At 61.5% G+C, this 19,665-nt stretch carries 17 protein-coding genes; 6 read left to right on the top strand and 11 right to left on the bottom strand.

The genetic code is table 11. The features are described from left to right. The first annotated feature begins 69 nt into the window (after positions 1 to 69). Positions 70 to 1,110, top strand: a complete 1,041-nt coding sequence (locus GGI48_RS21050; protein ID WP_179599899.1) for an NADP(H)-dependent aldo-keto reductase — start codon at positions 70 to 72, stop codon at positions 1,108 to 1,110. Between the two features lie 60 nt (positions 1,111 to 1,170). Here GGI48_RS21050 and GGI48_RS21045 read toward each other — a convergent pair whose 3' ends face one another. Beyond that, positions 1,171 to 2,307 carry an acyl-CoA dehydrogenase family protein gene (locus GGI48_RS21045; RefSeq protein ID WP_179599897.1) on the bottom strand — a complete coding sequence of 379 codons (1,137 nt, stop codon included), beginning with the start codon at positions 2,305 to 2,307 and terminating at the stop codon, positions 1,171 to 1,173. Positions 2,308 to 2,550: 243 nt separating this feature from the next. On the opposite strand from GGI48_RS21045, the gene GGI48_RS21040 reads away from it, so the two are divergent. Next, complete coding sequence (locus GGI48_RS21040) at positions 2,551 to 3,450, top strand: GlxA family transcriptional regulator (protein ID WP_179602076.1); 900 nt, start codon at positions 2,551 to 2,553, stop codon at positions 3,448 to 3,450. 43 nt (positions 3,451 to 3,493) lie between these two features. On the opposite strand, the gene zapE is transcribed toward GGI48_RS21040, so the two are convergent. The 3 genes from zapE to GGI48_RS21025 form a co-directional block, all read right to left on the bottom strand. Next, positions 3,494 to 4,588, bottom strand: coding sequence for a cell division protein ZapE (gene zapE, locus GGI48_RS21035; protein ID WP_047306022.1), 1,095 nt, complete (start codon positions 4,586 to 4,588; stop codon positions 3,494 to 3,496). 88 nt (positions 4,589 to 4,676) lie between these two features. Next, positions 4,677 to 6,032, bottom strand: a complete 1,356-nt coding sequence (locus GGI48_RS21030; protein WP_047306023.1) for a tryptophan--tRNA ligase — start codon at positions 6,030 to 6,032, stop codon at positions 4,677 to 4,679. Between the two features lie 24 nt (positions 6,033 to 6,056). Next, the gene (locus GGI48_RS21025) at positions 6,057 to 6,686 is read right to left on the bottom strand and encodes an alpha/beta hydrolase (protein WP_179602074.1); all 630 of its coding nucleotides are present in this window, start codon (positions 6,684 to 6,686) and stop codon (positions 6,057 to 6,059) included. Between the two features lie 144 nt (positions 6,687 to 6,830). Between GGI48_RS21025 and GGI48_RS21020 the strand changes: the two genes are divergently transcribed. After that, the gene (locus GGI48_RS21020; protein ID WP_011063336.1) at positions 6,831 to 7,265 is read left to right on the top strand and encodes a YhcB family protein; all 435 of its coding nucleotides are present in this window, start codon (positions 6,831 to 6,833) and stop codon (positions 7,263 to 7,265) included. A gap of 88 nt (positions 7,266 to 7,353) precedes the next feature. On the opposite strand, the gene GGI48_RS21015 is transcribed toward GGI48_RS21020, so the two are convergent. The 4 genes from GGI48_RS21015 to GGI48_RS21000 all read right to left on the bottom strand — a co-directional run bounded on the left by GGI48_RS21015 (position 7,354) and on the right by GGI48_RS21000 (position 9,833). Further along, a complete protein-coding gene (locus tag GGI48_RS21015; RefSeq protein ID WP_047306025.1) occupies positions 7,354 to 8,100 on the bottom strand; it encodes an OmpA family protein in 747 nt (248 codons plus the stop codon). Between the two features lie 111 nt (positions 8,101 to 8,211). Beyond that, complete coding sequence (locus GGI48_RS21010) at positions 8,212 to 8,856, bottom strand: MBL fold metallo-hydrolase (protein ID WP_103740514.1); 645 nt, start codon at positions 8,854 to 8,856, stop codon at positions 8,212 to 8,214. A 58-nt stretch (positions 8,857 to 8,914) separates the two neighbouring features. Beyond that, positions 8,915 to 9,415, bottom strand: a complete 501-nt coding sequence (locus tag GGI48_RS21005) for a methylated-DNA--[protein]-cysteine S-methyltransferase (protein WP_016963920.1) — start codon at positions 9,413 to 9,415, stop codon at positions 8,915 to 8,917. Positions 9,416 to 9,578: 163 nt separating this feature from the next. After that, positions 9,579 to 9,833 (bottom strand): hypothetical protein, encoded by a 255-nt coding sequence (locus tag GGI48_RS21000; RefSeq protein ID WP_047306027.1) that lies wholly within the window; start codon positions 9,831 to 9,833, stop codon positions 9,579 to 9,581. A gap of 298 nt (positions 9,834 to 10,131) precedes the next feature. Between GGI48_RS21000 and GGI48_RS20995 the strand changes: the two genes are divergently transcribed. The 3 genes from GGI48_RS20995 (at position 10,132) to GGI48_RS20985 (ending at position 13,292) form a co-directional block, all read left to right on the top strand. Next, the gene (locus tag GGI48_RS20995) at positions 10,132 to 10,806 is read left to right on the top strand and encodes a response regulator transcription factor (protein ID WP_016963924.1); all 675 of its coding nucleotides are present in this window, start codon (positions 10,132 to 10,134) and stop codon (positions 10,804 to 10,806) included. Continuing rightward, positions 10,799 to 12,136, top strand: coding sequence for a HAMP domain-containing sensor histidine kinase (locus GGI48_RS20990; RefSeq protein ID WP_179599895.1), 1,338 nt, complete (start codon positions 10,799 to 10,801; stop codon positions 12,134 to 12,136). The genes GGI48_RS20995 and GGI48_RS20990 overlap by 8 nt, the downstream gene beginning before the upstream one ends. Positions 12,137 to 12,389: 253 nt before the next feature. Beyond that, a complete protein-coding gene (locus GGI48_RS20985) occupies positions 12,390 to 13,292 on the top strand; it encodes a LysR family transcriptional regulator (RefSeq protein WP_016964394.1) in 903 nt (300 codons plus the stop codon). 37 nt (positions 13,293 to 13,329) lie between these two features. Here the strand turns inward: GGI48_RS20985 and GGI48_RS20980 are convergent, their stop codons facing one another. From GGI48_RS20980 to GGI48_RS20970, 3 genes are all read right to left on the bottom strand, one after another. Further along, a complete protein-coding gene (locus GGI48_RS20980; protein WP_179599893.1) occupies positions 13,330 to 16,065 on the bottom strand; it encodes a LuxR C-terminal-related transcriptional regulator in 2,736 nt (911 codons plus the stop codon). Between the two features lie 308 nt (positions 16,066 to 16,373). Continuing rightward, a complete protein-coding gene (locus tag GGI48_RS20975) occupies positions 16,374 to 17,738 on the bottom strand; it encodes a DUF1329 domain-containing protein (protein ID WP_047306030.1) in 1,365 nt (454 codons plus the stop codon). Positions 17,739 to 17,768: 30 nt separating this feature from the next. Continuing rightward, positions 17,769 to 19,631, bottom strand: a complete 1,863-nt coding sequence (locus tag GGI48_RS20970) for a DUF1302 domain-containing protein (protein ID WP_179599891.1) — start codon at positions 19,629 to 19,631, stop codon at positions 17,769 to 17,771. Between the last annotated feature and the right edge of the window lie 34 nt (positions 19,632 to 19,665).

Raw genomic sequence — 19,665 nt, 5'->3', positions numbered from 1 at the left:
GCCGAATTATGCAGATTGCGAAAAAAATTTCAACCTGCTTTTATGATTGTTTTGCCAAGGGAGCACCCGATGGACTACCGCCAACTGGGCCGAACCGACCTCAACGTGAGCGCAATTTGCCTGGGCACCATGACCTGGGGCGAACAGAATACCGAGGCTGAAGCCTTCGCTCAGATCGAGCGAGCCAAACACGCCGGAATCAACTTCATCGACACCGCCGAGATGTACCCGGTGCCGCCCAAGGCCGACACCTACGCCACCACCGAGCGCTACATAGGCAACTGGTTCAAACAGCGCGGCGACCGCGCCGACTGGATCCTGGCCAGCAAGATCGCCGGCCCCGGCAACACCATCGACTACATCCGCGACAAACAGCTCAAGCACAACCGCAAACACATAGTCCAAGCCGTGGATGCCAGCCTCAAGCGCCTGCAGACCGACTGGATCGACCTTTATCAATTGCACTGGCCCGAGCGCAGCACCAACTTCTTCGGCCAACTGGGCTACAAGCACCAGGCCGACGAAGACTTCACCCCGCTGGAAGAAACCCTCGAAGCCCTGGACGAGCAGGTCAAGGCCGGCAAGATCCGCCATATCGGCCTGTCCAATGAAACGCCCTGGGGCACCATGAAGTTCCTCGCCCTGGCCGAAAGCCGTGGCTGGCCTCGCGCGGTTTCGATCCAGAACCCCTACAACCTGCTCAATCGCAGCTTTGAAGTGGGCCTGGCGGAAATTGCCATTCGCGAGCAATGCGGCCTGCTGGCCTACTCGCCATTAGCCTTTGGCTACCTGTCCGGTAAATACGAAGGCGGCGCGCGGCCAGCCAAGGCTCGACTGAGCCTCTACAGCCGCTTCAGCCGCTACTTCAATCCGCAGTCGGAAGCGGCCTGCAGCCGCTACGTCGCCCTGGCCCGAGAACACGGGCTGGACCCAGCGCAAATGGCCCTGGCCTTCGTCAACCAGCAGCCGTTCGTGACCAGCAACATCATCGGCGCCACAACCCTGGAACAGTTGGACAGCAACATCGCCAGTGCCGAACTGAAATTGCCGCAAGAAGTCCTGGCCGGAATCGAGGCGATTCACAAGGACCACCCCAACCCCGCCCCTTGAACACTTCAAGAGCCGGCTCGCCGGCGAATGTGCGCCGCCCATTCGCCAGCAAGCCGACCACTACAGTGAACGGGCGATGATTTCCTTCATGATCTCGTTGGTCCCGGCATAAATGCGCTGCACCCGGGCATCGGCCCAGGCTCGGGCTACCGGGTACTCCCACATGAAGCCGTAGCCACCGTGCAACTGCACGCACTCATCCAGCACCGTGCACTGCAGGTCGGTGCCCCAGTACTTGGCCATCGCCGCCGTGGGTACATCGAGTTTGCCTTGCAGATGCAACTCCAGGCAGCGGTCGACAAACACCCGGCCAATCTGGATTTCCGTGGCCATTTCCGCCAGCTTGAAACGAGTGTTCTGAAAATCGGCAATCGCCTTGCCGAACGCCGTGCGTTCACGGGTGTATTCCAGGGTCCACTGCAACGCGGCCTCCGCGCTGGCCAGACCGCCAATGGCAACTGTCAGACGTTCCTGAGGCAACTCCTGCATCAGATAGGCGAACCCCATTCCAGCCTGCCCCAACAGGTTTTCCTTGGGCACGCGCACATCCTGGAAAAACAATTCCGACGTGTCCTGCGCCTTCATCCCGACTTTTTCCAGACGCTTGCCCTTGGAGAACCCCGGCGTATCGGCCTCCACCAGAAACAAGCTGGTGCCCTTGGCCCCGGCCTTGGGATCGGTCTTGGCCACCACAATCACCAGCTCGGCCAGGTAGCCGTTGGTGATAAAGGTCTTGGAACCATTGATCACATACTCGTCGCCATCGAGCACCGCCGTGGTCTTCACCCCTTGCAGGTCGGAACCGGCACCCGGCTCGGTCATGGCAATGGCGGTGACCATTTCCCCCGACACCAGCCTGGGCAGGTACTTCTGCTTCAAGGCCTCACTGCCGTAATGCAGGATGTAGGGGGCGACGATATCCGAATGCAGGGAAAAACCGATGCCGGTCAAGCCCAGCCGGCCGATTTCCTCGATCACCACCGCGCTGTACAGAAAGTCCGCTCCCAGGCCGCCATACTGCTCGGGAATATGCGAACACAGCATCCCCGCCTCCCCCGCCTTGCTCCACAGCTGACGGTCGATATAGCCCTGTTTTTCCCAATCGCCATGAAAGGGCACCGCCTCCTTCTCAAGAAAGCTGCGTACGCTGTCGCGGAAGAGCTCATGCTCGGAACTGAACAAGGTTCTGGGAATCATGCGGCCACCTGTGGTCGTTATTGATCGGGATTGGCCGTCTGAGCCTAAGCCCAGCCCCGCGCACAGGACACTGGACACATCCGACAAAAAATAAGACGATCCAGCCGTCTGGTGACCACTTTCCCCTATAAGAACAATTGAATTATGTCTAACCAAACCTCCACGCCCTTGCGGCGCGTCAGCATCCTGGCCATCGACCGGGTTTTCGCCTCCACCCTCATGCAAGCCAAGGATTTCTTCCATCTGGCAAGCCTGCGCTACGGCAAACAACTGGGCCAAGGCCTGACCCCGGCCTTCGAAACCCGCCTGGTCAGCCCCGATGGCCAGCCGGTTTGCAGCTTCAGCAATGTGATCATGCCCGTGGACGGCCCGCTGGAAGACACTGACGTGATCATCCTCCCGGCGTTCTGGGACGACTTCGACACCCTGTGCCAGCGTTATCCACAGATACTGCCCTGGCTGCGTGCCCAGCACGCTCGCGGCGCCGTGCTCTGCGGCGAGGCCACCGGCGTGTTCTGGCTGGCCGAAACCGGACTGCTCAACGGCAAGGAGGCCACCACCTACTGGCGCTTCTTCAGCGCCTTCAGCGAACGCTTCCCCCAGGTCCAACTCAATCAGGACAAGCACCTGACCGACGCCGACAACCTCTACTGCGCTGGCGGCACCACCTCGGCCTGCGACCTGTACATCTACCTGATCGAGCGCTTCTGCGGGGCCAACGTCGCCCAGGCCGTAGCCCGGGACATCCTCTATGAAGTGCAACGCAGTTACGCCCCGGGACGCATCGGCTTTGGCGGCCAGAAACTGCATCAGGACGTGATCATCCTGCAGATCCAGCACTGGCTCGAAGAACACTTCGCCGACAAGTTCCGCTTCGAAGACGTGGCCCGCGAGCACGGCATGAGCATTCGCAACTTCATGCGCCGCTTCCAGACCGCCACCGGCGACAAACCCCTGCATTACCTGCAACGGCTGCGTATCGAAACCGCCAAAGGCCTGCTCTCGGGAACGCGCAAGAGCATCAAGACCATCAGCTACGAAGTCGGCTACGACGACGCCAGCTTCTTTGCCCGGCTGTTCCGCCAGCACACCGAACTTTCGCCCAACCAGTACCGCCAGCAATTCCAGCAACAGGCGGCATAAAAAAAAGGGCCTGCAATGCAGGCCCTTTTTTATTGGATGACGATTACGGCTTGTGCGCCCGCGACAGGAACTCGTGGGACTGCATCTCCAGCAACCGGCTGAGGGTCCGCTGGAACTCGAACGTCAGTCGCCCACCGGTGTAGAGATCCTTGAGTTCAACCTCGGCAGAGATGATCAGCTTGACGTTACGGTCATAGAACTCGTCGACCATATTGATAAAGCGCCGGGCAATGTCGTCGGTGGTGACGCTCATCTGCTCCACGCCGCTGAGCAGCACCGCGTGGAAGATCTTGCCCAGTTCGATGTAGTCGTTCTGGCTGCGGGGACCGTCGCACAGCTCGCGGAAGTCGAACCAGGCCACATCATCACAGGTACGCAGCGCACGAATTTCGCGGTTCTCGATGATCAACACATCGTTTTCCACCGCCTGAGTGCATTCAGGCGTCAGCGCCCGGAAGCTCTTGCGCAGGCTTTCGTGAGCCGCTTCATTCAGGGGGTAATGAAACAGCTCGGCCTGTTCCAGATGCCGCAGACGGTAATCGACACCGCTGTCGACGTTGACGATCTCGGTATTCTGCTTGATCAGAGCAATGGCCGGCAGGAAACGCGCACGCTGCAAACCATCCTTGTACAGACCGTCCGGAACGATGTTCGAGGTGGCGACCAGGGTCACGCCATTCTTGAACAGCTCCTCCATCAGGGTGCCGAGAATCATCGCATCGGTAATGTCGGAGACGAAGAACTCGTCGAAGCAGATCACCCGCGCTTCTTGCGAGAAGCGCTTGGCGATGATGGTCAGCGGATTCTTCTCGCCCCCCAGCGTCTTCATCTCTTCGTGGACGCGCTTCATAAAGCGGTGAAAGTGCGTCCGAACCTTTTCCTTGAACGGCAAGGCTTCGAAGAAGGTATCCACCAGGTAGGTCTTGCCGCGCCCCACTCCCCCCCAGAAATACAGGCCCTTGACCGGCACCTGATCCTTTTTGCCGAACAGCTTGCCGAGCAGCCCCGGCTTGTTTTGCTCGGCTGCAATCAGATCGTCGTACAGACGCTGCAGATGACGCACAGCGGTTTCCTGTGCCGCGTCATGAAAGAAGTCCGGGCGTTTCAGATCTGCTTGATATCGTTCTAGGGGCGTCATAATTCGTTAGCAAGGCAACAAAAACGGGCCGTCACTTTAGCGACGGCCCTGGGGAATGGCAATCAGCCCTTGGTCGGGAAGATTCCGATTAGTCCTGCGCCGGGGTCAACGCAATGCGCAGTGCCTCAATGGCCGCATCACGCGCGGCAGCGTCGGCGAACTCGGGGCTGTCAGCGACACAGGCGCCATCCAGCCAGACGCTGAAACTGCCGGCTTCGCTGCGCAGATCCAGCGCCTGCCCGGACTGCAGCTGTTTGCTCGCCGCACCGGCAGCCTTGCCGTCGGCGAAATGGCGCGACAGCAGCAACTGCTCGCCATCGGCAGACAGCAGGCGGAAACGGAAGCTGCCATCGTCTTCGCGGAAGCTGATGAAGCGTGCAGCCTTGGCGGCTTTTTTCTTGGTCGTGGCGGCAACCTGCACCTGGCTGGCAAAGGAGCGCAGGCCCACGGCTTCGCGCAACTCGGCGAGGAACGGCGTGGCCACAGCACGGGCCTTGACGGCGCCGGCACGCAGGATGTCTTCCAGGTCCGCCGGGCGTGCGATCAACTGGTGATAACGCTCGCGGGCTTCGCCCAGCTCGGCATCCAGCAATTGGAACAGGCGGTTCTTGGCCTCGCCCCAACCCAGGCCCTGGAGCAGTTCGCCGCGGAACTCGGCAGCCTGCGCCGGGGTGGAGAAGGCCTGGAACAGGGTGAACAAATGAGAGTTGTCCGGATCCTTGGCCTCGCCCGGCGCCTTGGAGTCAGTGACGATGCGCGAGATCGCATCCTTCATGTCCTTGGCGCTGGTGAACAATGGGATGGTGTTGTCGTAACTCTTGGACATCTTGCGCCCGTCCAGCCCCGGCAGGGTGGCGACGCTTTCCTCGATCAGCGCCTCGGGCATGGCGAAGAACTCCTTGCCCTGACCGAACAGGTGGTTGAAGCGCTGGCCGATATCACGGGCCATCTCCACGTGCTGAATCTGATCCCGGCCAACCGGCACCTTGTGGGCGTTGAACATCAGGATGTCCGCGGCCATCAGCACCGGGTAGCTGTACAGCCCCATGGTGATGCCGGCATCCGGGTCTTCGCCGGCTTCCAGGTTCTTGTCCACCGAAGCCTTGTAGGCATGCGCGCGATTGAGCAGCCCCTTGGCTGCGACGCAGGTCAGCAGCCAGGTCAGTTCCGGGATTTCCGGAATGTCCGACTGGCGATAGAAAGTCACGCGCTCCACATCCAGGCCACCGGCCAGCCAGGTGGCGGCGATCTCCTGACGCGAGCGCTGGATGCGCAACGGGTCGTCGCACTTGATCAGCGCGTGGTAGTCGGCCAGGAAGTAGAAGGAGTCGGCATTGCTGTCGCGACTGGCAAGGATCGCCGGGCGAATCGCGCCGGCGTAGTTGCCCAGGTGCGGGGTGCCGGTGGTGGTGATGCCGGTGAGGATACGCGTACGAGTAGTCATGGGTAATCGCTTATCAGACTGCTATCAATTCGAAAGTCGCGGCAGCACCAGATCCTTGAGGTCGGTGAGCTTGCCATGAAAAAAGTGCCCGCATTCTGCCACTTTCAGCAGCTCATGGGGGCGAACAAGCGCGTCGGACCAGTCGTAGACCGCCTGTGGGTCGATGACTTCATCGGTTTCCGGCTGGATCAGGGTCAGCGGGCAGTTCTCCGGCAACTGGTCGCTGTCTCGCAGCCGGGTCACCGCCGCCGCCACCATGAACAGGTGCTTGAGTTGCACGCCCTGAGCTTCCAGGCGGCCGCCCAGACTGGCGGCGACAAAACCACCGAAGGAGAACCCCAGCAGCGTCAATGGCAGCCCCGGGTGCCGGGCCAGCAGCCACTGAGCAGCGGCCTGGGCGTCATCGACTTCGCCAGTGCCCATGTCGTGACTGCCCTCACTGGCGCCCACGCCCCGATAGTTGAAGCGCAAGGTAATCAGCCCGGCATCCCGCGCAGTACGCTGCAAGGTGGACACCACCTTGTTGAGCATGGTGCCACCCTGCACCGGATTGGGGTGACAGATCAGCGCCACGCCGCGAGCGTCGGGCACCTCCAGATACAGGGCTTCCAGTTGGCCCACCGGGCCGGCAATCACTACAGGGGTTTCACGCATTAGCAAGGAAGGAACTCCGTGACCTCGAAGGGGGTCGACTCGTCTAGCAAATGGTCTGTGCCAATCTATTGCGAGTGAATCGCGGTATACAGCGCAGGTTCGAGCCGTTAACGTAAAGCAAAGCCGTTTATAGAGGAAGGACTCGTGGAACACTCGCTCTTAGTTTGGTTGTTGCCGACTCTTGCCCTGGTCGCGGGTGTCGCCATTGGATTCCTGGTTGCTCGCCTGCTGCCCAATGCCGCGCCTAACCGCACGCAGCGTCAGTTGGACGATATTCAGGAACGTTTCGACAATTATCAGAACGAAGTGGTCACCCACTTCAACAGCACCGCCACCCTGGTGAAAAAACTCACCCAGAGTTATCAGGAAGTGCAGGACCATCTCGCCGAGGGCGCCAACCGCCTGGCCCTGGATGAACTGACCCGCCAGCGCCTGCTGGCCGCTCTGCACTCGGAGTCGGTGCAGGCTCCGCGTGAACGCCTGACACCACCGCGGGACCAGGAGCCACCACGGGACTACGCGCCAAAGACGCCGAATGCCCCCGGCATGCTCGATGAGCAATACGGCCTGAAGAAGTAATACGCCTCAGCCACTAAAAAGCCCGCCCGATCTGCATCGGGCGGGCTTTTTTGTGCCTGGGGTTCAGCCAGCTCGGTCAGGGATGCTCTTAGTACTGCTGACCTTGCTGCTGGTAGGGCTGCTGGTACTGCTGGTTCGGCTGTTGATACTGCTGGCCCGGAATCGCCTTGAGGTTGACCTCCACCCGACGGTTCTGCGCGCGACCATTGACGTCGGCATTGCTGGCAATCGGGTTGTCCGGGCCGGCGCCGCGAGCGGACAGATTGGCACTGCTCACGCCCTGGGACGTCAAGTAGGTCGCCACGCTCTGGGCACGGCGCTGGGACAGGTCCATGTTGTGCTGGCGGCTGCCGGTGCTGTCGGTGTAGCCGACGATCTCGATCTGGTTCTGGTTGAACTCGCGCAGGGAGTTGGCCAGGTTGTTCAGCGGCTGATAGAAGCTGGGAGCGATGTTCGCCGAGTCGGTGGCGAAGGTGATGTTGCCCGGCATGATCAGCTTGATCTGATCGCCCTGACGCTGCACTTCAACTCCGGTATTGGCCATGCTGGCGCGCAGCTTCTTCTCCTGCTGGTCGGCGTAGTAACCGTAACCGGCGGCGGACGCACCCACCACGGCGGCGCCGATCAGCGCCCCCTTGCCACGGTTGTTGTGGTCGATGGCGGCACCCGCCAAGGCACCGGCCAGGGCACCCAGGCCACCGTATTTTGCAGTTTTGCTCATGCCCGACGAGCCGCCGTCGGCCTGCCCCTGATTGTCATAGGGGTTAGGCGAAGCGCAGCCGGACAACAAGGCCACAGCAGTAGCGACAACAATCAAACGACGCGAGGTGAACATGGAAAGCTCCTACTTTTTGCATTCTGTGGTGCAGCGGACGTTGGCAACAGACCTTTGCTGGCGTTGGAACACGCGAAACGGCAAAAATTCCGTGAACAGCAGAGCAAATCCTCAGGCCCTCACGAACGGATTCTGACGCATCTCATCCCCCAGGCGGGTGTCTGGACCGTGCCCGGCAACCACCGTGGCGTCTTCGTCGAGGGTATACAGACGCTGCTTGATCGAACGCACCAGGGTGGCCTGATCTCCGCCCCACAAGTCAGTGCGCCCGACCCCACGCTTGAACAGTGTGTCGCCGGCAATCAGAAGCTTAGCTTCAGAAAACCAAAAGCTCATGGAACCCGGGGTATGCCCGGGGGTATGCAAGGCCACGCCGCATCCACAGGCCAACTCTTCCTCATGATCCAGCCAACGGTCCGGTGACGGCACCGGGGTAAAGGGCACGCCGAACATGCTGCATTGCATCTCCAGGTTGTCCCAGAGGAACTGGTCGTCCTTGTGCAGATGCAAGGTGGCACCGGTCTTTTCCTTCATCTGCCCCGAGGCCAGGAAATGGTCCAGGTGAGCATGGGTATGAATGATGCTCACCACCTTCAGCCCCAGGGCATCGAGGCGGGCCATGATCAAGTCCGGATTGCCGCCCGGATCGACCACTATGGCTTTCTTGGTCAGCGGGTCGCCGATGATGGTGCAGTTGCACTGCAATGGACCGACGGGAAAGGTCTCGCGGATCAGGCTGGGTAGGACGGCGCTCATGGCAAGGCTCCAGAAAAAACGATCGGCCATTCTGGCACAGCTCGCCGTCACTGCTGACTCAGAACCTCAGTGGCAACGTCTCTTCGCCTTCCAGGGCCAGCAGATACTGCTTGGCTTGCAGCCCACCGGCAAAGCCGGTCAGGCTTCCCGATGCGCCAATCACTCGATGACAGGGCGCAACAATCGAAATCGGGTTACGGCCATTGGCCGCCCCGACTGCCCGTACCGCCTTGGGGTGGCCGATCTGTCGGGCAATCTGGCCGTAGCTGCGGGTTTCACCGAAAGGAATGGTCAACAGCGCCTGCCAGACCTGACACTGAAACTCGGTGCCGACAAAATCCAGCTCCAGCTCGAAACGCTCACGGTCGCCGGCAAAGTACTCCTGCAACTGACGCTCGGTTTCCCGCAACAGCGGATCATCAGGCGCCTCCTGCAACGGCCCGAGACGAACCCGATTCTGCCGTTCGTGCTCCCAGAGAATCGCCGCCAACTTGCGCCCTCTGGCCACCAGCGTCAGTTGGCCAACAGGGGACGCCATAGATTTGAATACGCAGGACATCTCAGCTCTCCTTCAGTGCGCCAGAGGAGTCAGGCGGGCCTGTCGCGCCGGCCGCACCGCCCTCTCGATAGCCTGCACTGTAAAGGGAGATTCAAGCGCAAGAACCACGTTTCTTGCGTTTGAATCTCACGGCGCAGATTCCGCGCACCGAGCGGGCCCGAGGCTAGTCGTCCTCATCCACCAGATAACAATTGTCACTGCTGCTGCGCTGACCATAAGGATCGACGATAAAGGCTCCACGGCCCTGGCCACATTCGAGCAAGCGCACCGGCGCCAATTCGCGCTGACTGTCGATCTGCGCATTCAGGCGCACGATGTATACCCCGAGGGAAATCGATACACAGAGAATCAGCACCAGACACCCCACCAACTGATCGGTGTAACGGGCGCCGGCGTCATCAGAAAGCACTGGCGACATAATCCGACCCTATTTGCTCCTTGCCCTGCCCAATCACCAACCAATTCAATGGGCCACCCTGCCCCAGGCGCACCAAAGGCACCCTGGAGGGTAGTACACAGGCCATCAGGACCAGGACAATCATGAGCAACAATAGACCTTTGACCACTGAAGACAGGTTCATGGCAGATGGCGCTCCAGATGAGTTGAACCCCAGCCTAGGCCGCGCGGGGTTAACACTGGGTAAACATCGGTAGAACCCTACCCGACTCCGCTATCCTTCCTCCCCTGAGCGCCTAGGGTCCAGGGGGACATACCCGTGCATATCAACCTGCTGCTGGTCGAGGACAACCTCGACCTGGCAAATACCATCATCGAATACCTGGAAATCAGCGGCATCGTCTGCGACCACGCCAGCAACGGCCAGACCGGCCTTAACCTGGCTCTGAACCAGCACTACGACGTGATCCTCCTCGACATCATGCTGCCGCGACTGGACGGCCAGCAGTTGTGCCAACAGTTGCGCCAGCACGGCAGCCAGACGCCGATCCTGATGCTCACCTCACTGGACGCCCTTTCCGACAAGCTCGCCAGCTTTGCCGCCGGGGCCGACGACTACCTGGTCAAACCCTTCGAGCTGGCGGAGCTGGTCGCTCGCATCCGCGCCCTGAGCATGCGCCGCAGCGGCCAGGCCAGCCGCCTGCAAGTGGCCGACCTGATCATGGACCTGACCACCCGCAAGGTCAGCCGCGCGGGCCAGGAACTGCACCTGTCACCCATTTGCTGGACATTGCTGGAATGCCTGATGCGCGCCAGCCCGGAACCCGTGACCCGGGAACGCCTGGAAGCGACCATCTGGGGCGATGAGCCGCCGGACAGCAACACCCTCAAGGTGCACATGCACCGGCTGCGCAAGACCGTGGACAAATCCTTCGGCCAACCGCTGATCCACACCCTCCCCGGTATTGGCATACAGCTGAGGTCACATGCGTAACGGTCTGGGCCTGAAATGGGTGATCAGCGGCAGCTTCCTGCTGCTGATCGCCGTCGTCTTGCTGATCTACAGCCTGCTGCTGCCCGAATACAGCGTGCGCGGCCTGCTCTACACCGCCAGCGCCATGATGGAAGAGGAAGCCCAGTACTTCGCCAGGCACTACAAGAAGGACCCCACCACCCCGCCGCCGCACAACTACTTCTATACCAGCGTCATCGGCAAGGAAGCCCTGCCGGAGAAAATCCGTCAGATGCTGGATACCCCGCCCAGCCTGTCCTTCGGCGCGGTGCAAGTGTTCGGCGACCTGGATTCCGATAACGAGGATGAAGGGCGGGCGGTGCTGGCCCAGCCGCTTAGCGACGGCAAGACCCTGTACATGTACGACGTCGACCACGATCAGGAAGAGGGCGGCGAAGTGGAAACGCCGCTGTCCGACGCCTACCTCGACCGCGAGCTGCGCGGCGTCAACTTCATCAGCCTGGCGGTATTCGTCCCGGCACTGATCATCATTGCCCTGCTGGTGTGGTGGCTGGTTCGGCCACTGGAGCGCCTGGCCCAATGGTCCTCGACTCTCAAGGATGCGGATGCGGTGTCCAGCCAGCGGCCGAATTTCGGTTTCAAGGAGTTCAACGTGCTGGCCGGTGCCCTGGCCCAAAGCGTGCAGCAGGTGCAGGCCGCCAGCCTGCGCGAAGGTCGCCTGCTGCGCTACACCAGCCATGAACTGCGCACCCCGCTGGCGGTGCTCAAGGCCAATATCGAACTGCTGACCCTGCAATCCGGCGGCGTCCTGCCGCCGCCCCTGCAGCGGATCGAGCGCTCGGTATTGAACATGCAGCGCATCGCCGAAACCCTCCTCTGGATGAGCCGGGAACTGCCTGAAGCCTTGCCAGAAGAAGCCATCGACATGAGCGGCCTGGTCACGGAGTTGATCGAGGAACACCGCTACTTGATCGGTACGCGGGACATCGAACTGCTGCTGGACATCAGCAGCGACCCCTGCCGCCTGCCCCTCACCGCCTGTCGCATCGTGGTGGGCAACTTCCTGCGCAATGCCCTGCAATACGCCGATGAAGGCCGCGTCGAAATCAATTTCCAATACCCACAACTGCGCATCGTCAACCTGATCCGCGAAACCAAGCAGCTGGAGCCCTCCAGCGACTTCGGATACGGCTTGGGGCTGGAACTGATGCGCCAGCTGTGCGCCCGACTCGGCTGGCACATTGAAGTCCTGGTGGAACAACAACGCTTCAGCGTCACCCTGGACTTCGACGCGGCTGCGTCCGTCGAGGAACCTCCTGCTGCGCAGAGCGCCCCAGAGGTACAGCGTTGAACACCACAGTCCTGGTCGACATCGGCCAAGGCCAGGAAATACCTGCTCACAAACGATGAAAAAGCTGCCTAAACCTCGCCCTCTCCGGCAGCGCTTGTGAGTATCGTTGACCGACAAAAAAACCACGCCCGGGGGCCTGGCCGGTGCATAACTTGCTTGCAGAAAGCGGACTGCCTCTTTCGCACTGCACTCAAGAGGCGGGTCAGCACGACCCAATCCGCCCCCCGCGCCAAGGCAAAGAACGAGGTTCGCTGTGGCCACCTACAATCTGCGTCAACTCAAGTACTTCATCACCACCGTCGAGTGCGGCAGCGTCGCCGAGGCGTCGCGCAAGCTGTATATCGCCCAGCCGTCGATCTCCACCGCCATCAAGGGCCTGGAGGACAGCTTCGGTGTGCAGTTGCTGATTCGTCATCACGCCCTGGGCGTGTCCCTGACCCCAAGCGGTGCACGCTTCTATCGCAAGGCCCAGGAACTGCTGCGCATGGCCAAGGAGTTCGAACAGAACGCCCTGGCCGACAATGATGTGGTGTCCGGACAGATCGACATCGGCTGCTTTGAAACCGTGGCGCCGCTGTACCTGCCGCAGTTGATCGCCGGTTTCAGCGCGCTCTATCCCGGCGTGGAGATCCGCATCCGCGACGGTGAGCAACAGGAACTGGTGCAAGGCCTGACCGGCGGCGCCTTCGATCTGGTGATCCTGTATGAACATGAGTTGGACGGCACCATCGAGACCGAACCGCTGATGCCGCCGCAACGCCCCTATGCGCTGTTGCCGGCCGATCATCGCTACGCCCAACAGGCCCAAGTTTCGCTGCGGGACCTGAGCCTGGAGCCAATGATCCTGCTGGATGTGCAACCCAGCCGGACCTACTTTGTCAGCCTGTTCGAGGAGTTGGGGCTGACACCGCAGATCGCCTTCAGCTCGCCTTCCATCGAGATGGTGCGGGGCATGGTGGGCCAGGGCTTCGGCTTTTCGATCCTGGTGACCCGCCCCCACTCCCAGTGCTCCTACGACGGCAAGCCGGTGGTGTGCGTGGATATCGTCGAGGACGTGACCGGCTCCGGCCTGGTCGCCGCCTGGCTCAAGCGTGGCCAGTTGACCAAGCCGGCGCGCCTGTTTGCCGACTATTGCAAGGAACACCTGGCTCGCTGAACGCACCTTGCGGCCAACTCGCCCCGCGTCCGGGCGCCTAGCCCAGCAGCCCCAGCTCCTGGGCCCGGGCCACCGCCTGGGTGCGGCGCTCCACCCCCAGCTTGCTGTTGATATGGCTGGCGTGGGTCTTGACCGTATGCAGGGAAATGAACAGTCGCTCACTGATCTCCTGGTTGGAGCAGCCCTGAGCGATCAACTGCAGCACCGACAACTCCCTGGAGCTCAAGGATTCGCTGGACGCCGCCACTTCGGCAAGCTCCCGAGGAGCGGCGGGCAACCGCTCCAACAGCGCCTGGGTCAAGGCAGTCGGCACGCCATGCTGCAACTGCTCGCGCATCCAGCCGGGATGCTCGGCAATCAGCCCCTCGAAAGGCTGCAACGCGCCACCCACCGCCGCTTCCAGAGCCTGGAGCAAATCCTGGCGGGCCTCGGGGCCACGCCCGAGCGCCAACAGCAACTGAGCCTTCTGGGTCAGGGCCATCACGCTCAACAGCTGCCGACCACTCTGCCGACCATGCTCCTCCAGCCGCCGCAAACGTTGTTCGGCCCTGGCGACGTCGCCCTTGATGGCGTCCAGCCGGGCCTGCTGCAGCTCGATATGCAACGGCAGTTGCGGGTGAAACTCAGGCGGTGCCGCCGCCTGTTCGCCGGTGTAGGTCTGGCCCAGGCGGCCCAGCCAGGCTTCGGCCAGGTCGGTGCGTCCCTGAGTCAGCCAGAGCTCGCATTTGACCAGGGTAATCATTGCCAGATAGTAGATCGGCGGCACGTCCCAGATGTGCATCAGGCGCTCGGCTTCGGCGAGCTCGGCAAAGGCCCGGGCAAACTCGCCTCGCAAGCCCTCCTGCTTGGCGATCACGCAGTGGGCGATCAGCACGCTGATATCGCGACAGGCCCGGGCCTCCACCAGCCCGGCCTGAAGTCGCAGCAGACCGGTTTCCGGCTGAGCCCGCAGCGTCAACAGATAACCTTCATACAGGGTCAGCCGGGCCCGCACCGCGTACAGCCGTTGAGCCGACAGCCCCTGCAACCGTCGCAGCCCCTGGTGCACCTCCTCCAGGGCTCTGAGCACCTCGCCTCGCGCCTGCAGAACCCGGGCCCGATCGTAATGGGCCAGGGCCTCGAACAGCGGATTGCCAACCCGTTGCGCCAGCTCCAGGGATTCGCGATTGAGACTGCGGGCGCGCCACAGGTCGGCGTCGGTAATCGCCAGATTGGACAGGGTCGACAGGCACATCAGGCGTTGCCCGTAACGCTTGTGCGGCAGGCTCTCCAGAGCTTCACCGCAATAGGCCAGGGTTCTTTCCCGCTGCCCGCGACCACGGGCGATGATCCCGCTCAGGGCCAGCCATTGCGCCAGCATCGACTTCTGCGCGGTGGCCGAAGGCGCCGGCAAGAAACGACTCAAGTGATCGGCCAGCTCTTCCGCGGCATCCAGCTGGCAGGCCAGGCCCAGGGCCCAGCTGTAAAGCACGATCAGGCGCGGCGTGCTGATCAACAGGCTGTCGGGCAGGTCCATCTTCCAGCGCAGCAGCATGCCGACATTCTGCTCCGCCAGCAGTTGCTCCTCCGACAGGTTCTGCACCAGGTTGGCCGCCACATCCAGGTGCCCGGCACGCAGCGCCTGTTCCACCGCTTCATCCAGCAGCCCCTGGGCATTGAACCAGCGACAGGCCCGCAGATGCAGAGTGGCGGCCGGCACCAGGGCATTGGCCGTGGGGCGGGTGCGCAACAGATCGGAAAACAGGTGGTGATAGCGATACCAGTGCCCGTGTTCGTCCAGCGGCACCAGAAACACCTGGTGGGCCTGCAGAAACCCGAGGATGTCGGCACTGTCATGGGCCTCGCGCAGGGCGTCGCAGAGTTCGGCGCAAAAACGCTCCTGGGGCGCCGTGTCATAGAGGAACGCCTGGACCTCGGCGGGCAGACAATCGATGACCTCCTCCAGTAGGTAATCGCGGATCAGCCCTTCGCCGCCATGCAGCCTCTGGGGCAAGGTGCCCAGCGCACCGGCCTCGGACGCCGCCAGCAGCCAGAAACGCAACCCCGCCACCCAGCCCTCGCTGCGCTGGATCAGGCTTTCCAGGGCCTCGCCACGCAAGGCGCTGCTGTGCCGATCCAACAGGCTCAGGGATTCGTCATGGGTCAGGCGCAGGTCCTGTTCATTGAGTTCCAGCAACTGTCGCGACAGCCGCAGCCGCGCCAGATGCCAGTCCGGACGCTGGCGACTGGTGACCAGCACCACCAGGCCATCGGGCAGGTGATTGAGAAAGAACTGCAAGCAGCGGTCCAGCACCGGGCCCTGGGCCAGGTGATAGTCATCCAGCACCAGCAGCAGCGGTGTACTGCCGCACAGATGCTGTGCCAGCTCGTCCAGCAGGCCGTCGAGCCACTCTTCAAAGGCGAAGGGCTGATGGCGCTGGCGCATTTTCAACAGCCCGAGAGACTGCCGGCCCAGTTGGGGAAAGTATTGCTGCAAGCCTGCCAGCAGACGCTCCAGGAAGCGCCCGGGATCGCTGTCCCGGCGGCTCAACCCCAGCCACAGGCTCTGCCAGTCCCCCGGCAAACCCTGACAGAACTCCACCGCCAGCGAGCTCTTGCCGAATCCGGCCGGCGCGCTGACCAGCAACAGCCTGCCCTTCAACCCGGCGCTCAAGCGTTCGCAAAGACGCGGCCGCTGCACGTATCCGTCGGGCAGGGGGGGTCGATAGAAACGCCCTTCCAACGCGGGAATCACCGCGCTGGCAGACCGTTGAAGGGAGGACAGCTCAGTCATGGCCAACTCTTATTGATGTAGGGTTGTCGGCGTAGCAGATGCCCGCAGACTAGCGGTAAAAAGCGACCTGTTGAAGATTTTTGCGACCATTCAGGTAAAAAAGACTATGTCCAAATGGGTCGGATATATCTGACTGATCAGTCGATATTTCAGTTGTTTATTAGGCAACTTACTCATTCACTTGGAGAAAACCAGCCTAGCCCACCTGGATTGTTGTGCACTTCCCCGAGTGCAGGATTGTTCAGGCAAAAAAAAGCCCCGAACCAGTCGGGGCAATTTCCGAGGATGCGGCCTCTATTCAAAGCGGATCAGCGAACTCCGTCCTGACGCAAAGCGGCAGGAGTGAAATCGCTGGTGGTTGCGGTGAAGCCAAAGTCATACGCCTGCTTCTCTTCGTTCTTCATGCCCAGCGCCAGGTAGCGACCGGACTGCAGGTCGTAGAGGGTTTCCAGGGCGTACCACGGCACTTGCTTGTCGTAGTAGTTCTCGGCATGGGCTTCGGCCACGCGCCACAGTTGGCCACGCCCGTCGTAATGGTCGATTACCGCGGCCTGCCAGGTGTCCTCGTCGATATAGAAGTCACGCTTGGCGTAGATGTGGCGCTGGCCTTCCTTCAGGGTCGCGACCACATGCCAGACCCGGCGCAGCTCGTAGCGAGCCAGATCCTGGTTGATGTGCCCGGCCTTGATGATGTCGGCGTACTTCAGGCTCGGCGAATCGAGCTTGTAGCTGTCGGAGGCGATGTACATCTCCTTCTTGCCTTCCAGCTTCCAGTCGTAGCGATCCGGCGCACCGTTGTACATGTCCAGGTTGTCCGAGGTACGCAGGCCGTCGGCAGCAGTACCCGGGCCGTCATAGGACACTTGCGGGGCACGGCGCACACGCCGCTGGCCGGCGTTGTAGACCCAGGCCGAACGCGGCTCCTTCACTTGGTCGAGGGTTTCGTGGACCAGCAGCACACCACCGGCCAGGCGCGCAGGGGCGGTCACTTTCTGCTTGAAGTAGAACAGGATGTTGCCCGGGTTCTTCGGGTCGTAATCCTTCATCTTGTCGCGGAACACGAACTGGTCCTGGAAATACACCAGGCTGTAGGAGCCGTTGGCCTGTGGCGTGGCCTGGGTCACCAGACGGGTCACGCTGCCACCGCGATAGCGGGTGATGTGGTTCCAGATGACTTCCACGCCGCTTTTCGGGATCGGGAACGGAATCGCGGTTTCGAAGTTCTCCAGGCCGTTGCCGCCGGACACCAGATTGGTTTTGGTGGCGTTGCGCTTGATGGCGGCGAACACGTCAGCCGGCACCGTGGCCCCACGGTGGGACGGGTAGACCGGCATCTTGAAGGTTTCCGGGTAACGCTTGAACATCGCGTACTGCCCCGGCGCCAGCTTGTCCTTGTACTGCTCGACGTTCTGCGCAGTGATGGTGAACAGCGGCTGCTCGCTGCCGTAAGGGTTGGACAAGAAGCCCTTGCTGTCCACGGTGCCGGCGTTGGTCGCCATGGGCTTCCAGGCCGGGATGGTGCCGGCGGCGTTACCGGCCATTTCCGCGCCCATCGGCGTCAGGCTGGTGCCCAGCTTGGCGGCTTCATCGGCCGAAACCGCGGCCATGACCCCGGTGGCCAGCAGTGACAGTCCCAGCACACCGATGTGCAACAGACTCTTGGTGATTTTCATAGTGTTGTTCTTCCTGAAAATGCAGTGTGCTTAGAAGTTCACGCCAACGCTCAAGGCGAGGAAGTCCCGGTCATCCACGGTGCTGAAGTCGCCACCAAAGAAGTTGGTGTAGGCCAGGCTCGCGGTGTAGGTGTTCTGGTACTCGGCATCCAGTCCCAGGCTGATGGCCTTGCGGCCTTCTTCGAAGTTGCCGCCAGGGCCTGGCGAGTAACCCTTGACGTCATGGGACCAGGCCACGTTGGGCTTGAGGTTCACACCGGCGAACACATCCGGGTATTCCCAGATGGCACGACCGCGGTAGCCCCAGGAAGTGGCGGTGGTGAAACCGTCGTTGTTGCAGTTGGTGGTGCGGTTGCTGGCGTCAGTACCCGGACCGGCTCCGGCGATGGTGCTGCTGTTGAGGGTGGCGCAGAAACCGTTCGGCAATGTGCCTGGCCCAAAGACCGGATCGCGGCCATAACGAGCTTTAGTCTTGCTCTCCAGGCCTCCGACATAAGTCATGCCGACTTCACCCACCAGAGTCAGGCGGCTGGCGCCCATGACCTGATCGAAGAAGTGGGTAAAGGTGGTCTGCAGCTGGGTAATTTCCTTGCGGTTATAGCCGTGCAGGTCCTGCCCGGGAGTGCCTTTCAAGACAGAGGCGTTGCCAAAGCCGGCAATGGGCGTCACACCGGCAAACAGGATGTCGGTGGAGTTCAGCTGGACCGGCGCATTGGGGCGGTAGCTCAGTTCGCCGCTCCAGGCCGTGCCGGTAGGCAAGGTGGTGGAGAAGCTAAGGCCATACAGGCGGATATCTTCCGGATACTCGACGAAGTAGTTGGAGTTGCCGGCCACGATCAGCGGCCTGGCGCTAGCCAACGGCCCCAACGGCATCGTGTAGTAGCGCGACGCAGCGCCCTGAGCACTGAAGATCGGCGCGCGACTGTGGTAATTCATGAAGTAGGCGCCGAACTCGGTATCCAGCGGCTCGTAGTTGTAGCGAAAGGCCACGCCGAACTGGCCACTGTCGCGGGCATCACGATCTGCGCCACGACGAACCAGAACACCTTCGTTGTTAACGTCCACCCCTAGGGCGTTCAGGGTCGGGAACGCTGCCGGGTTGATGGTCGAACGCTTGTTCAGCACCCGCAGGTTATTGTCGCAACCATCGGAAATGATGTCCGGCTGCGAGAAGAAGGTGCCGCAGTTATCGGTAACGGTCTGGTCCCACTCCAGCTGGTAGAAGGCTTCGGCCGAGAGGTTCTCGGTGAGGGCCTGGGAGATGTAGAACATGTTGACCGGAATCAGGCCTTCCTTGACCTCCGCGCCAGGACGGCGGAACGCCGATACGTCGATGGGGTTGATCGAGTTGATACCGCCACCGATAAAGGTACTTTCACCCCAGCTCACGACTTGCTTGCCGAAACGCACCGAACCCGGCTCATCGGCAATGGAGTAGTTGTGGTAGATGAAGGCATCGAGGATCTGCCCGCCGGAAGACTTGGCGCCTTCCTTGCGGTTGTTGTCACTGATGTTCTTGAAGTCCAGGTCTTCGTCTTTGAGCTTGAAGTCATACCAGTACTTGCCACGGACAAACACACCGGTATCGCCGTACTTCAACTCCAGGTCATGGATACCCTTGAAGATCTTCGAGAAGGTCTGGCCCTTGTTGAAGTTCAAGTGACCATCGTCAGAGGTCTGGGACAGGCCCTTGCCGCCGTTGTTGACCCCGATCAGGTTCTTGTTGCGCTCGGCGGTGGACCAACTGGCTCCCAGGGAAAGGGACGAATCGAAGCTGCCTTCGATTTCACCAATATTGAAGCTGACGCCGAATGCCGGCCCGGCGAGCGTGGAGGCGAGACCGACGGCCAGGGGCAGTTTCGCCCGGCGCCAGAACTGGTTTGCTGATGTCATCGACGCTACTCCATGTGCATTATTGTTATGGCAG

Origin of the sequence: Pseudomonas protegens, assembly GCF_013407925.2 — a bacterium.
In the GTDB taxonomy this organism is placed as follows: Bacteria; Pseudomonadota; Gammaproteobacteria; order Pseudomonadales; family Pseudomonadaceae; genus Aquipseudomonas; species Aquipseudomonas fluorescens_AP.
The sequence above is the reverse complement of the archived record's forward strand: the minus strand, read 5'-3'. Positions and strand labels throughout refer to the sequence as shown.

Excerpts from the sequence above, each read along its gene's own strand:
- GGI48_RS21000 (WP_047306027.1), bottom strand. The coding sequence starts at position 9,833 with ATGTCGCCAGTGCTTTCTGATGACGCCGGCGCCCGTTACACCGATCAG.
- GGI48_RS21030 (WP_047306023.1), bottom strand. The coding sequence starts at position 6,032 with ATGACTACTCGTACGCGTATCCTCACCGGCATCACCACCACCGGCACC.
- GGI48_RS21045 (WP_179599897.1), bottom strand. The coding sequence starts at position 2,307 with ATGATTCCCAGAACCTTGTTCAGTTCCGAGCATGAGCTCTTCCGCGAC.
- GGI48_RS21005 (WP_016963920.1), bottom strand. The coding sequence starts at position 9,415 with ATGTCCTGCGTATTCAAATCTATGGCGTCCCCTGTTGGCCAACTGACG.
- GGI48_RS20970 (WP_179599891.1), bottom strand. The coding sequence starts at position 19,631 with ATGACATCAGCAAACCAGTTCTGGCGCCGGGCGAAACTGCCCCTGGCC.
- GGI48_RS21050 (WP_179599899.1), top strand. The coding sequence starts at position 70 with ATGGACTACCGCCAACTGGGCCGAACCGACCTCAACGTGAGCGCAATT.
- GGI48_RS20975 (WP_047306030.1), bottom strand. The coding sequence starts at position 17,738 with ATGAAAATCACCAAGAGTCTGTTGCACATCGGTGTGCTGGGACTGTCA.
- GGI48_RS21025 (WP_179602074.1), bottom strand. The coding sequence starts at position 6,686 with ATGCGTGAAACCCCTGTAGTGATTGCCGGCCCGGTGGGCCAACTGGAA.
- zapE (WP_047306022.1), bottom strand. The coding sequence starts at position 4,588 with ATGACGCCCCTAGAACGATATCAAGCAGATCTGAAACGCCCGGACTTC.
- GGI48_RS20990 (WP_179599895.1), top strand. The coding sequence starts at position 10,799 with ATGCGTAACGGTCTGGGCCTGAAATGGGTGATCAGCGGCAGCTTCCTG.
- GGI48_RS21010 (WP_103740514.1), bottom strand. The coding sequence starts at position 8,856 with ATGAGCGCCGTCCTACCCAGCCTGATCCGCGAGACCTTTCCCGTCGGT.
- GGI48_RS20980 (WP_179599893.1), bottom strand. The coding sequence starts at position 16,065 with ATGACTGAGCTGTCCTCCCTTCAACGGTCTGCCAGCGCGGTGATTCCC.
- GGI48_RS21015 (WP_047306025.1), bottom strand. The coding sequence starts at position 8,100 with ATGTTCACCTCGCGTCGTTTGATTGTTGTCGCTACTGCTGTGGCCTTG.